The organism is Ruminiclostridium sufflavum DSM 19573 (assembly GCF_003208175.1).
Taxonomy (GTDB): domain Bacteria; phylum Bacillota; class Clostridia; order Acetivibrionales; family DSM-1351; genus Ruminiclostridium; species Ruminiclostridium sufflavum.
In genome coordinates this window covers 78,984-93,031 of sequence record NZ_QKMR01000012.1, presented here as the reverse complement: position 1 = coordinate 93,031, position 14,048 = coordinate 78,984, and the positions used below count along the sequence as shown (strand labels likewise).

Genomic DNA, 14,048 nt, shown 5'->3' with positions numbered 1-14,048 from the left:
TACAGAAAAATAGTGGTTCTGTATAAAACCACTATATATTAATATATAATAATTGTCAACCTGCTGTTAAAAATCCGGCTGTAAAAAAGCTGCTTGCCTCTGCAAGCAGCTATCTTAACAAGTCTTCTTCAAGCCTGCTTAATTCTTGAGCTGCAGGCGCCGTCTCCCCATAACGCGCAGCCGAATAGCACTTGGCCATCAAGGTATTGAATTCCTTTGTTTCCGGTGCTATATCAGACACACTCCTGCAAATTTCTTCAGCGGTTGCCGCTTTTGTCATATGAACACCTGCCAGTGCCGCTTTATCTCTATAATGCCGGAAAAGCCTTCTTGTCTTTTCTATACCGTTTGGTAATCTATTATATGGTATCTCCCTTGAAAATAAGCCCGCTGCTCTCTTACTGACCTTTCTTGCCATGTTAATCAGATTTCTTCTGTACAAGCTCTGCTTTTCATCGATATGACCGTCCTCATAAGACCTGTCTGTTATTCTCTCTCCATTTCTGAGCCAATTTGTAATTCTGATAATAAGCTTTATTACTGACCTGATAAAAAAGTAAACCGTTAATATGGCTAATGACAATAATGCGGCTATAATCAGTACTTTTACAACCGCCTCTATTATTCTCTGGAGCATGGAAGGCTCCGCCGACTCCACATTCGCCTGTAAATCAGGCTGAATACTCTTTTGAGTCTCCTTAAACCCAATAATGCCCAACAAGTATCCCAAACCATTTATAAGCCCTGCAATAATACTTATTGCAAACCGGTATATGTTTTGAACCTGTCCAACGGCACTCACTCCAAAAAGAAGCAGCAGTGAAGCAATTGCAAAGGTTCTGTTATTTCTGCGCTGGGTACTGCCGATTCTCATATTATTCTTGCCAAACCTGCGTGAATCGTCAGTTTGCTTCAATATCAGCAAGATTACAGCTGAAACAGTAGAAATAAGAACAGCAGCATTGCTATACAGCTCTGAAATCCCGGCTATGCCTTTTGAAGCAATAAAGGCCAGAAGTATATTAAAAAGCAAAGCCGCCGCCGCTGTTTGCACAGCCAAGCTTTTATCAGGATTCATCTCTCTTCTCGCATTTAAAAAGATATAAAGGCATATAACAAAAACTATCTTCAAAAGAATACTCTCGCTGCCGGCCGCAAGATATGCAATTGCAGCCGAGGCCAAAACCGATATAATTCTGTATATATATGTCTTCAGCCTGAAACGGCACAAACAGTATGCAGCGGCAGATACACCGCATAATGCCAGTGACAGTATAAATGCACTGCCACCGGGCAAAAAAAACTGAAAAACAACAAAGCCTATTGGTACAAGTGCAAAGCACTCCATCATACATGTCACTAAAAACAAGCCTGCCAAGCCCTACACCTCTCCTTCCGGAATCACCCACTTTTCCACCTGATGTCCGCTTCGTCTGAGTTCAAAAATTTCCTCCTCAATTCTTTCATCAGTATAAAGGGATATGATTAAAACGTCTGTTTCCTTCGGTATTGTATTTCTTACTGTCTTTATCAATGTGTGAAAGGATATCGCCCTATTAAGCCGCAGCTTAGCCAAGGCCTCAAAAACAGTATAAAGCTGTGGTCTGCTGCAGCGTGAAGGGATGCTTACGAAGTCCTCTTCCTCTCTGAAATGACCATTTGAGCAAAATCCCGTTGCAATACCTAAGCTTATCATCCTTTCAACAACAGCCGCACAAAAATGAATACCATATTCAATTCTTTTTCCCTCCTCTTCGTTAGGAAGCAAATCCTGTCTGCTGTCGGCATCAATATTAAAAAGAATAATAATATTTGAGTTTGCAGTATAATCATACTTATATACCTGCAAGGAATTGGTACGGGCAGTTGCCTTCCAATTCACAGAATACATGGGATCTCCCGTCTGGTATTCTCTTACACCTGCAACAAAAAAAGGATCAGGGTTTATAAAGCGCCTCACCACCGCATCTCCCTGCAAGGAGTGAAAGCATTTTACCATTTCCTCCATATTCAAGGGCTTGGGATACACCAGCAGCCTTGTTTCATTATCATATGTAACGATTTTGGACATCAATCCGAATATGTCTCCCGCGGTAATGGTTACATTCCCTACGCTATAGTCACCTCTCAGCATACAGGTCATTTCATAGGTTCTCCTCAGACGGTAAAAGGGCATTATTGAAAAAACGCTTCTATGGTATCCTCCCTGAGATGTCTGTATGTTTTTAGCAGCGCCGAGTCTCAAATTGGGATTAATCAAAGATTCCGCCTTCATCCATGCTATTGGAAGGAAATTATTATTCTCTATATCTTCAACCATAAAAATCTTCTCGCCCTCAAAAACAGCACTTTCGGATAATGTCCTTTTGTAGGTCATTCCTCTCAGGTTGAAATACCTGTATAACATAATTTCGGCTAAAACCATCAACGGCAAGGTAAGTGCAATTTGCAAAAAAAACATATCTCCTCCTTGTGGCGGTTAGTTCTCATTCAAGCGGCACCTCAGTGTGGGCAAGGATATCCTTTATAATTTTTTCACCTGCATTTATATTTTGTCCCGAAAGGCCCGACGGAATTATTCTGTGGGCCAGAACCGGAACTGCCATGGCCTTGACATCATCAGGCGTTGCAAAGCTTCTTCCGTCAAGCAAGGCCTTTACCTGTACAGTTTTCAAAAGAGCCTGCGAACCTCTCGGACTGATTCCCAAATGTACTCCGGAATGCTTTCTGGACGCCTCCGCAATTTTTGCTATGTAAACAAACACATCCTCTGACACTCTGACCCGGGAGTATATTTTATATGCTTCCGCAATATCCTGTGAAGAAACAACCGCACTCAGACCTGCGAGAGGATTATGCTCTTTAAATCTCTTTAGAATATCAATTTCTGCCTTGCTGTCAGGATACCCCATCGATGTTTTAATCAGAAATCTGTCCAATTGCGCCTCCGGCAACGGGAAGGTTCCTTGAATTTCCACAGGGTTCTGTGTTGCGATAACAAGAAAGGGCACGGAAAGCAGCCTTGTCTCTCCGTCAATTGTCACCTGCCTCTCCTCCATGCATTCAAGCATTGCGGACTGGGTACGCGGAGTCGCACGATTTATTTCGTCTGCCAGTAAAATATTTGAGAAAACCGGACCGGCTCTGAAGGTAAATTCGTTTTCCTTCTGATTATAGAAATTTATACCTGTTACATCCGAAGGAAGAAGATCAGGAGTAAATTGTATCCTGCGGAAGCTGCAATCAACAGAGGCCGCCAGCGCCCTTGCAAAAACAGTCTTGCCTGTACCGGGCACATCCTCAAGCAGCATATGCCCGCCGGTAATAATACAAATCAGTGATAAATCTATAATATCTTCCTTGCCTACAATAACTCTGGATACATTTCCCCTTATTTTTTCTGCCAGCAGCTTTATGTCACGTAACTCCATAAATCTTTGCACACCCTTTGCTTTTTTCCTAATTATAACATACAGAAAAATTTTTTCAGGTTAAAATATTGCCTGAATTTGTCTTAATTTTGTCCAAAAGTCAATTACGGTTCGCTTTTTTTCCGGCTTTGCTGAAAATTTCGTATATCCCCATTGCAAGCAAAAACACTCCGAAAATTTTCCGAAGTATGTGTCCATCCATCGACAAAGAGACTAACGATCCGATAATTGCTCCAACAAGTCCAAAAAGCAATATGGGGATGCCCGTTTTAAAATCCACGTTTTTATTCTTTATATGAATAATCAAGGCTACTGCCGCCGTCGGTATGAAAAACAAAAGATTTACACTCTGTGCCACATGCTGCTCCGGTTTTACAAAAAACACAAGAGCCGGTATGAGAATTGCACCTCCTCCTATCCCCATTCCGCTTACAATCCCTGCTGCCAAGCCAATCAGCACAACTATCATCTTAATTATCCCCTCTTTCCCGTACGGCTTTTACTTCTTCCTGCCGTCTTTGAATTATCGTACTATTAAAAAATCATTTTAAAAGCCGCAATTATCATAAATATTCCAAATATTTTTCTAAGCAAGACCGACGGACACTTATTCAGCAGAAAGGCTCCTATCCCTCCTCCTATTACACCGCCTGCCATAGCCTTCCATGTTATACTCCAGTCAACATAGCTTTTTGACAAATAAAAGCAGGTGCTTACAGCCGTCAAGGGCAATATTATAAGCAAGGCCGTAGCATGCGCCTTGTGCTCCTCCTCTCCCAGCAGGAACACCATCGCGGGAACTGCAATTGTACCTCCGCCCGAGCCAAAAAGTCCGTTTGCCACTCCTGCCGCCAAGCCTATGCCAATATATTTAAGTATTTTTACAGCTTTTCCGGACACCGCCATTTGCTTTTCCCTTTCCCTATTATTAAATGCATTTTTCCAAATAGATTCATAATATATTAAATAAGGCTGTTAATCATATTCCGCAATTAGTATTCCCCATAATTTTTATAAAATAAGATGCATGTGACTGGCATTTGTCAGTACTATACGGCAATAAGCCCTTGTATATTCTGCCATTACAAATTATAATCTAGTATAACAGGTCAATTACTAACCCATGAACGCATATAGTAAAGTAATTAACCCTGATAAAATTTTTAAATTAATTTTAATTTGAATGAGGTGTATATGGAAAATAACAGCAATAACAATATGGGTACCAATGCAAGCAAAAAAGATGCAGGCTCTTACAGTTTATTCAAAAGCAAGTTTTTCAGATATGGCTGTTATCTTTTACTGGGTTTGCTGATAATATTTATGTTCGGAAAGATAGAATTCTTTATTGATCCTTTCAGAAGCTTTGTTTACTCTATAATTTTCCCTCTGCTGTTCGGAGGCATACTCTACTATGTCTTAAGGCCTCTTGTAAGGCTGCTGGAAAGATGCAGGCTTCCCCGCGTATTCTCCGCACTGCTGTCTTTTGTGATTGTTCTTTTTGCTTTAACGGTATTTATTACCTATACCGGCTCTGTTATAGGAACTCAGTTTACAGAATTCAGGCAAAGCCTGCCATATATATATTCAAAAGCTCAAAGTACGATTAACAGCCTTTTAGACAGTAATTTCCTGAGCTATTTCAGTATCCCCGAAATACAGAGCCTGAATTTGACCGATAAAATATCCGAATTGGCAGGCAACATCACCAAAAGCCTCGGAACCGGAACTATCAATTTTATTAGCGCAATTACAAACATTGGATCTATTATTATTATTATACCCATTGTTTTATTTTACTTCCTCATTGACAGCGACAAATTTCTGCCGTCTGCTGTAAGATTTGTCCCTTTGGCACATAAAAAAAATGCCGGCAAAATACTGTCCGATATTGATTTAGTGTTGTCTAACTATATTGCAGGCCAGCTTCTGGTTGCTTTTCTTATTGGTATATTTATGTTTTTAGGCTATTTAATCATTGGACTTAAATATTCTCTGATTTTAGCTATATTTGCAATGCTTACTTGTATAATCCCGTTTTTCGGTCCTTGGCTCGGTATAATTCCTGCTGTACTCTTATCCTTTGCAAGCGGAGACCCTTTTATGGCTCTCAAGGTATTTATAGTAATGCTCGCCGTACAGCAAATAGACAATAACTTTATTTCTCCTCAGGTTATGAAAAAGAGCATGGATATACATCCTTTAACGGTTATCTTATTGTTAATGGGCATAATTCCCATATTGGGCTTTATTGGATTACTTGTAGTTATACCTCTTTATTCCGCCATAAAGGTAACAATTAAAAATGTGGTTGATATGTACTATCCTGAATATGCAAAAACCTTGGCTTTTGATAAGCCGCCTCAGGAGCCCCCAAAAAAGAAGTCCTTAAAAGTTTACTTTATAAATCTTAGAAAGAAAAAATAACCGCTGTATATTAATCCATAAAATAATATTTTAAGCACCCTAGCAGCCATATTAGCGTATATCCTAATACGGCTGTTTTTATACATACAGGCTTACCTTTCACTTGCTTCGGCATTAATCAGCTCAATATTTTATGCTATTTTGAGATAATATCAATTTCTTATGAATATATATCTAACAGAAGAAAATACAGCAACTTATTATGCCAGCCTCCCGCAAGGATTTAACGAACAAAGCTGTGGGAATACTCCGAATTTTTCACTATATCATAATCTTCCAAAGGAGGGATTCAGTCCATACCGATGCTTGATACAGCTTTATGCTGAAGCAGGTCTGGGCATAATTAATTATGCAGAATAATACAAAAAAGCTTATTATCATCTTTCTGCTGTTGATAACCTTTTCCATATGTGCCATATGCATACGGGTAGGCAGCGAGCAGCAAGCCTCTAAAACCTGTTTATCCGGCGGATATCTCAAGCAAGCAGCCGAAATCACCGGCACGGAAATATTTGATGAAAGCCTGTCAAGACAGACAATTTCAATTATAAATAAAAAAAGGTCCAACCGGAATGAAATTTTTTTCAGACCTTCAAGACTTTCTGCCATAAACAGCAATTTTCTTGATTTTGAAAGCTTCTCCCAGACATTTGCAGACGGCAATATACCTGCTTCACTGATGGATACTCCCGTAAATACAATAATTAATTATTTCAGTGTTTTGCAGCAAGCCTCCAACCTTACGGAAAAAAAGAGCGGAGGAAGCGGTGATGTAGGCTATTCCAAGGTTCCATACCCCATAGCATACAGCTTTTTATCAGAAAGCAACAAGAAGTCCATGCCCTATAACGAGTATTTAACCTCCTTTGAAGGGATAGGGCATATTAATTTACTTAATATACTACCCATTATCACCAAAACCGAAAATGAGTATAAGTACTTCATAGAGCTGGAAATACTGGAAGGCAGCAGTGTCGGAGTTACTACCTTCAATTATTACACAGGTGAGCTTATTCTCACCAAGACAAATGAATTATTCTATATTGATTCTTTATACTTGATTCCCGAGGATTTCTTTTTTGCAGCTTACCACGGCTGGATACACAATGCTGAAATGTATGTGGAAATCGTGTACGGAAACTGGTGCGGTTTAGTTATGAAGCAGTACGCTCCCGAGCAGAATGATTATAAGAAAAAAATAATTGTTGACGGCGTTGACAAGAGAAAATATATGTTTGAATTTGCAAAGCTTGTAAATGGCACTGATCTTCTTATCAATTCACTGGTCAAGGAGGACGGCAATTGGATACCCGTTGAAATAGAGGTAAACCGTCAAAATTCTTAAAAGCAAGCGGAGTTCTGATGCTGCAAAGCCTCAGAACTCCTGTAAAATACTTCCGAGCTGCCTTGCTTATCCCTTATGCCTTGAGGCTGTCATATACTTTCCTTGCAAATACCTTTGCCGCTTTTAAATCTTCACTGTCCGGCTTGTTTCTGTTAATGAACAGGAAGTATTTCCCTTTGCATGAAAAGGTCTCATCAATAACATTAATTCCCTTTTCCCTCAATAAAGACTTAACCGTTTCTATTGCAGTATCCTGACCGCCGTTTGTACCGAATACAGCCGCATTTTTAACCCTGTCTGTATTTAAGGTTCTTATAAACTCAACCATTTTAGAGTCCGGCTTTCCGGCATATATACCTGTTCCCAGGAAAAGCAGCTGTACATTTTCCGGGGGATATGCGGGCGGTACCTGTTCAGCCTTTGGCACTTCCAGCTCCTCTGCCATTGCCTCGGCGATTTTTTTCGTATTTCCGCCCCTGCTGTAGTATAAAACCCATGTTTTCATGCTTACCTCCAATTACAATATCATATTTGAAATCATAAAAATCGATTCCATCGTTCATACAACTAATATTATACATTTTTATCATGAAAAAATTAACTGTTTTTTATATCAGCTGAATACGAATATACATTACACGATGGAATCCTCAAATATAAAAAGTGCTTGCCTTATGCATATAAGCTTTAAAACTATCCTTTATTTATTATACGTTGCTTTCAACATTACAGCTTCTATATAAATGTAAAAATTCAGATATAATGCTTTTATAAGGTTGGTAAACAATAAGCCTGTCGCTTATCCAAGTATCTCCAAAGCCACAGAACCATACATTTTTAAATATATAAGGTAACATACAAAAATATTTGCAGCTTTCTATCTCCTCTAATTTCCATCCTTTTATCGGTATTGTTAAGAACATATCATTTCGTATACATTGGGTTAACAAAAATGATAAAAATGTATTATTTAATATACATGAAGGCATCAGCTTTTCATCCAAAACAGAGTTATCACCCAATAATTCATAAGTTATAGGAGGAATAATAGGAGATATAATGTCCAACGAATTTTTTTCTCTAAAACAACTTATTATAGATTTATCTATTGAACAAGTATTCCATAACCTAGAAAAAACCTCTTCACATTCATTTAAAAGTCCTTTTAAATAAAATTGCAATATTCTCTCACCATCTGTTAATACTGTAACCTCTTTAAACGTACTTGTTAAAGCTTGCACTGTAGGTAGAGTTAAAACTTCTATATTAACTAAATTGGCAGGCGGTGTATATTGAATTCGGAGTGAACTTTCATTGTAACAATATAATATAGAAGCCAAAAATTGTATTTCACTATTTGAACATATGACTGCCTTGGGATCTATTTGGGGATGAAAATTTAAATAATTTATATGCTTACATTTTAAATTACTATAATTCTGCGGATTTGGTTCACTCTTTGAATTAGGAAGCCTTTTGTTTTCAAATTTTACAATCAATGTTTTCCCTCTTTTCACAATAATACTATTTTATTATATCATAAACTTCATTTTTACTTGAATTGTTAGTTATATATTTTAAAAATGGCTTAATGTAAACTAAAAGGACATACCATGTTAAAAAACAAAATATCCAAACATAACTTACTTTTACAAATTGATAATACTTATCAATTATAATAGGAGAACTAGCAAAAGGAAAGGCAGATTTTACATTTGCCCATGAACCGTATTCCCAACACGGAAATTGGTATACTACTATCTGCCTGCTTAATGCTGTAGGTAAATATTTTAAAAATGGTGAATGTAAATAGTAAAAAATACCATAAATCTCTAAAAATTGAACTGATATCCCAATAATTAATGCAATTGGAATCTTACAAAAAGTTAATTTTATTCCATGTCCAATAATCGCCCAAAATATCAAAAAAATATATACAGCTATAAACATTTTAACTGAATATATTAAGATATTTATATTTATATTCTGTTTAGGACTAACAGGTATAAGTATTTTTTCCAAAAAATATAAGGTGAATATTGATGTAAGTAAAAAAGCACCTGTTCCCATTACAAGTTTTTTTAATATACTTAAAATCTGTAATAATATATTGCTTTGTTTACTTTCAGGTAGAACAATACCGAATATAGAAGAAAAAATACCACCTTTGAGCAGTATAAAATTACCAGTTTGAATAACACAAAATTTAGGATTTAGCCAATAGAACACATTTATATCGGCATATGAAGATGACAATATTTTATATGCTGTTTCTTTAGCAAGTAAAACTGAGATAATCATTCCTATAAAAAATAGAAAAGAAAATAATATTATGTAATGCTTGTAATATAATTTCTGTTTTTTTATCATAATTTAAATCCTTTTTTCAAAGATCCTTCTATAGAACCTATATTATCTATAGAAGGATTCTATTTGTTTTACTTTTTAAAATACATATGTAGACTCAGATACTGGTGTCAAAACTCCTGTATATTCCCATTCCAATAGGCAAGTACCTGTTAATGTAGCCGTAACTACTCTAGAACTTCCAAAACTTCTTTGAACACTGCCATATGCTACAGGAGTACGTCCATTTGTTATTTTGTCTTTTTGAATCGGTCCATCATTCCAAGCAATCACCACATTTGCTGATGTTACCCAATATCCAACTGTACAAGTAATTGTCCAATCAGCATCACAAATAAGATTACCTATTGGTACTAAATCTATATCACTTTCTCCCCAGACTCCAATTGAATCCATTTCATCAGCGGATTCATTTCCCATTATCAGTCCATGTACATCTAAATCCTCACTTTCTGTTGCATACGCGACAGAAAACAGCATAGTACTAACTAATAGAAACATGCCTATAGATAGACAAATCACTTTTACTTTTTTCATTTTTTTATTTCCTTCCATCTAATTTTTTGGTTTTACTTAACTTTGCATGCAAATAGCAATACATAAATGTTATGTTTTAACAAATATGTTATTTATTATATCATAATATCTTTGTATACTTATGTCAAATAATAATATTTAACTATTAGCTCCAACTATTAAATATTTTAAGCCATCTATTACTACTTTTTTGGAAATGATTGAAAAAAATATCTGTTTTATATTGGATATACTTTTGTAAATTTTTAAATAACTAACAATTATTAAGCAGCAAACGGCTCTTTACTACCATCAACCAAGATAGATTGAAAACAAGGATTTAATCCTGAATTATAATTCTATTACAATCATTATCTAATAATTTAACCAGCAGATATATATTGGGACAATCGCAAAAAATTATGTTTACAGAAAGGAAATCCTCATTTATTAGAATCTTTTTGAACACAACTCTAACAAATGAGGATATCTTTTTTATAATTTTAAGCACTAGTGTATCTTTTACGTAAGAAATATTGGTAAATTACTGCTAAGCCTCCGACAACAGCTTATGAATAGACTCAGCCGCCTTCTTGCCTGCTCCCATTGCCAAAATAACAGTTGCTGCGCCTGTTACCGCATCTCCTCCGGCATATACCCCGCTTTTGCTTGTTGCGCCCGTCTCTTCTTCCACTATTATGCCTCCCCAAGACTGGATATCAAGACCCGGAGTTGTTTTTGAAATAAGAGGATTAGGCGATTGCCCTATTGCGATTATAACTGTTTCCAAATCCAAAATATGCTCAGAGCCTTTCTTCTCTACAGGTCTTCTTCTCCCGGATTTATCAGGCTCCCCAAGCTCCATGTCAACACATTCAATTCCCTTTACCCAGCCGTCATCAGTTCCAAGAATCCGCTTGGGATTAGTCAGCACCTTGAAAATAATCCCCTCTTCCTTTGCATGGTGCACTTCTTCAAGTCTTGCCGGCATTTCAGCCTCGGAACGCCTGTATATAATGTAGACCCTTTCAGCACCCAACCGTTTTGCACTTCTCGCCGCATCCATAGCAACATTGCCGCCTCCGACAACAGCCACGCTCTTTCCCACAAAAACAGGTGTATCTGCATCGGGGAATTTATAAGCGCTCATCAGATTTATTCTTGTTAAAAATTCATTTGCCGAATAAACACCGTTTAAATTCTCTCCCGGAATTTTCATAAAGCTGGGCAAGCCTGCACCCGAACCTATAAATACTGCCTTATAGCCCTCTTCCTTAAGCTCGTCAATTGACAGTACCTTTCCTATAACCATGTTTGTCCTGATATCCACTCCCAAATCCTTTACCGTCTGAATTTCCTCCTGCACTAAAGCCTTAGGCAAGCGGAACTCAGGTATACCGTACATAAGAACACCGCCCGGAACATGGAAGGCCTCGAAAACGGTTACCTCATAGCCCAATTTTGCCAAATCTCCGGCACAGGTTAATCCGGCAGGGCCTGAGCCTACAACAGCTACCTTGATTCCATTGCTCTCAGCTTTATTTACAGCCCTGCTTCCGTTTTTCATATGCCAGTCTGCAACAAACCGTTCCAATCTTCCGATACCTACAGACTCACCCTTTTTTGCCCTGACACACAGCTGCTCACATTGGCTTTCCTGTGGACAGACTCTTCCGCATACGGCAGGCAGACTGTTTGTTTCTTTTATTTTATCATAAGCTTCTTCAAACCTTCCCTCTGCAACAAGCTGAATAAACTCGGGAATTTTGACATTTACAGGACATCCCGAAACGCAAGGCTTGGTTTTGCAATTAAGACATCTCTGTGCCTCTTCAATTGCCATTGCCTCCTCATAGCCTAATGCGACCTCTTTAAAATTCTTATTTCTTATATCCGGTTCTTGTTCCGGCATTTTTACCTTGTCCAATGACATATTAGGCATTTGTTACACCCCCAAGTCTGCAAGCATGCTTGTCTTCCGATTGCCTTTCCTGATTTTTGTACATTCCCTGTCTTCTCATTGCTTCATCAAAATCAATAAGGTGTCCGTCAAAATCAGGCCCGTCCACACATGCGAATTTGGTTTCTCCTCCGACTGTGAGCCTGCAGCCTCCGCACATTCCGGTACCATCTATCATTATAGAATTCATACTTACAATTGTCTTTATTCCGTATTCCCTTGTAAGATTGCTAACAGCCCTCATCATTACCAAGGGACCTATTGCAATTACCAAATCATATTTATTCCCCTCATCAATCAGCTGCTTCAGAACATTTGTCACAAAGCCCTTATTTCCGTTTGAGCCGTCATCTGTTGCAACAACCAGCTTGTCACTGACATTTCCCATTTCCTTTTCCAATATTATCAGCTCTTTGTTTCTGAAACCGGTTATTGCATGAACCTCTGCCCCCAAGGCATGAAGCTTTTTGGCCTGAGGGTATGCAATGGCAGTTCCCAAACCGCCTCCTACCACAGCCACCTTTTTATACCCCTCCAAATGTGAGGCAGTCCCCAGAGGCCCAACAAAGTCAAGCAAAGCATCTCCCTCAGACATCTCCGACAAAGCACGGGTAGTCTTTCCTACAATCTGATATATTATTGTTACTATACCCTTTTCTCTGTCATAATCAGCTACAGTAAGAGGTATTCTCTCACCCGACTCATTTATCCTCAGCATGATAAACTGTCCGGGCTCGGCTTTCCGCGCAACAAATGGTGCTTCTATATCCATTAAAACTACAGTAGGATTTAACGTCTGTTTTCTTATTATTTTAAACATCTCAGATACCTCCTATATAAAAACAATAACACTTATTCAATCTTTTTAATTATAACTTAATTTTATTCCTGCCACAACAGACCAGACTACAATAAATACTTATACCAATAAAAGGCAGGCAGCAGCGGTATTGTATATACGGTATAGCAATACTGCCGTTATCAGTGATACGCTGGTATTTTCAAAGCTGTATAAAAAGTCTTTCAAGCTATTCTTCTATATGTTTTACATGTTAAATATATATATTCAAGAATCGATATTCTACCGCCGCAAAATATTGAACAGTGACTTAATTTAGTCAGACAGCAATTCCTCCACAGTGGCATTAATATTACCTGAAATAATTGCATCCAATATTTCCTGTTCCGACATGACCTTTATAATTTTCAGATTTTCATCCAGTACATTCACAATATGAAACATATTGGCGTAATCCATGGCCTTAACCAGCTCCGACAGCTTTGCACTCTTCATGACGGCAATTTCCCTAACAGGATAAATTCGCCGCTTTATAACGCGGGAACGTCTGAACAAAAGATTTTTAATATTCATAAAAGCAGCTTCCTTTCTGCCTTCCGCCCTTAACAGCAGTATATAAATTCCTACCAGAATCATGCTGGCATTAAATAATGCATTCTTAAAAAAAATTAATCCGAAAAGGATAAAGACACATGCAAGCAAAACAGTCAATATGTTCATATATTTGCCGGCTTTGAATAATCCCGAGCAATCACTTAAAGCCTCCATGGCTATTTTACCTCCGTCTAAAGGAAGTATCGGAAGCAAATTAAAAAAAGCCAGCCATATGTTTATATAAAATCCGGCGGCGAATTTTACAGGAATCAAATGACAGGCTGATAAAAAATATATAGCTATTGCAAATACTATATTTACAGTCGGCCCTGCTAAATAAATCAATACTTTAGCAAGCCTGCCGCAGCTTTTCTCCTCAATAGCCGCATTAACTCCCACAGACAAAATTCTGAAGGAATAGATTACCCCGCCGGAAATTTTAGCCGCTGCGATATGGCCTAATTCATGGGTAATAATGAAACCAATTGTTAAAAAATACTGAACAGCAGCACCGCTTAAAAAGGCAATTGCAATAACCGGAATAATAAGAATATCAATACTGAATAAAATATGCTTTATTTTGAATTTTACAGACAAATCAGTCATAAA

General features: G+C 37.7%; 14 protein-coding genes. 2 read left to right on the top strand and 12 right to left on the bottom strand.

Going from position 1 to position 14,048, the window contains the following annotated elements; all coding sequences use genetic code 11:
* Positions 1 to 109: 109 nt before the first annotated feature.
* The 5 genes from LY28_RS11000 to LY28_RS10980 form a co-directional block, all read right to left on the bottom strand.
* Positions 110 to 1,378, bottom strand: a complete 1,269-nt coding sequence (locus tag LY28_RS11000) for a hypothetical protein (RefSeq protein WP_110462244.1) — start codon at positions 1,376 to 1,378, stop codon at positions 110 to 112.
* 3 nt (positions 1,379 to 1,381) lie between these two features.
* Positions 1,382 to 2,461, bottom strand: coding sequence for a DUF58 domain-containing protein (locus LY28_RS10995; RefSeq protein ID WP_110462243.1), 1,080 nt, complete (start codon positions 2,459 to 2,461; stop codon positions 1,382 to 1,384).
* A 25-nt stretch (positions 2,462 to 2,486) separates the two neighbouring features.
* Complete coding sequence (locus tag LY28_RS10990) at positions 2,487 to 3,431, bottom strand: AAA family ATPase (RefSeq protein ID WP_110462242.1); 945 nt, start codon at positions 3,429 to 3,431, stop codon at positions 2,487 to 2,489.
* A 100-nt stretch (positions 3,432 to 3,531) separates the two neighbouring features.
* Positions 3,532 to 3,900 carry a sulfite exporter TauE/SafE family protein gene (locus LY28_RS10985; RefSeq protein WP_110462241.1) on the bottom strand — a complete coding sequence of 123 codons (369 nt, stop codon included), beginning with the start codon at positions 3,898 to 3,900 and terminating at the stop codon, positions 3,532 to 3,534.
* Between the two features lie 65 nt (positions 3,901 to 3,965).
* Positions 3,966 to 4,337: a sulfite exporter TauE/SafE family protein gene (locus LY28_RS10980; protein WP_110462240.1), complete on the bottom strand. Its 372-nt coding sequence runs from the start codon at positions 4,335 to 4,337 to the stop codon at positions 3,966 to 3,968.
* Positions 4,338 to 4,625: 288 nt separating this feature from the next.
* Here LY28_RS10980 and LY28_RS10975 point away from each other — a divergent pair, with 288 nt between their 5' ends.
* Positions 4,626 to 5,858: an AI-2E family transporter gene (locus tag LY28_RS10975; protein ID WP_242981229.1), complete on the top strand. Its 1,233-nt coding sequence runs from the start codon at positions 4,626 to 4,628 to the stop codon at positions 5,856 to 5,858.
* A 349-nt stretch (positions 5,859 to 6,207) separates the two neighbouring features.
* Positions 6,208 to 7,203: a hypothetical protein gene (locus LY28_RS10965; protein WP_110462238.1), complete on the top strand. Its 996-nt coding sequence runs from the start codon at positions 6,208 to 6,210 to the stop codon at positions 7,201 to 7,203.
* Positions 7,204 to 7,276: 73 nt separating this feature from the next.
* Here the strand turns inward: LY28_RS10965 and LY28_RS10960 are convergent, their stop codons facing one another.
* The 7 genes from LY28_RS10960 to LY28_RS10930 all read right to left on the bottom strand — a co-directional run bounded on the left by LY28_RS10960 (position 7,277) and on the right by LY28_RS10930 (position 14,045).
* Positions 7,277 to 7,708 (bottom strand): flavodoxin domain-containing protein, encoded by a 432-nt coding sequence (locus LY28_RS10960; RefSeq protein WP_110462237.1) that lies wholly within the window; start codon positions 7,706 to 7,708, stop codon positions 7,277 to 7,279.
* Between the two features lie 202 nt (positions 7,709 to 7,910).
* Entirely contained in the window at positions 7,911 to 8,702 is a 792-nt protein-coding gene (locus LY28_RS10955) for a hypothetical protein (RefSeq protein WP_110462236.1), read from the bottom strand.
* Positions 8,703 to 8,727: 25 nt separating this feature from the next.
* Positions 8,728 to 9,573 carry a hypothetical protein gene (locus tag LY28_RS10950; RefSeq protein ID WP_110462235.1) on the bottom strand — a complete coding sequence of 282 codons (846 nt, stop codon included), beginning with the start codon at positions 9,571 to 9,573 and terminating at the stop codon, positions 8,728 to 8,730.
* 75 nt (positions 9,574 to 9,648) lie between these two features.
* Complete coding sequence (locus LY28_RS10945) at positions 9,649 to 10,107, bottom strand: hypothetical protein (protein WP_110462234.1); 459 nt, start codon at positions 10,105 to 10,107, stop codon at positions 9,649 to 9,651.
* A gap of 529 nt (positions 10,108 to 10,636) precedes the next feature.
* Positions 10,637 to 12,028, bottom strand: a complete 1,392-nt coding sequence (gene gltA, locus LY28_RS10940; RefSeq protein ID WP_110462233.1) for an NADPH-dependent glutamate synthase — start codon at positions 12,026 to 12,028, stop codon at positions 10,637 to 10,639.
* Positions 12,021 to 12,866, bottom strand: coding sequence for a sulfide/dihydroorotate dehydrogenase-like FAD/NAD-binding protein (locus LY28_RS10935; RefSeq protein ID WP_110462232.1), 846 nt, complete (start codon positions 12,864 to 12,866; stop codon positions 12,021 to 12,023). Before LY28_RS10935 ends, gltA begins: the two co-directional genes overlap by 8 nt.
* 294 nt (positions 12,867 to 13,160) lie before the next feature.
* Positions 13,161 to 14,045, bottom strand: coding sequence for a site-2 protease family protein (locus LY28_RS10930; RefSeq protein ID WP_110462231.1), 885 nt, complete (start codon positions 14,043 to 14,045; stop codon positions 13,161 to 13,163).
* Between the last annotated feature and the right edge of the window lie 3 nt (positions 14,046 to 14,048).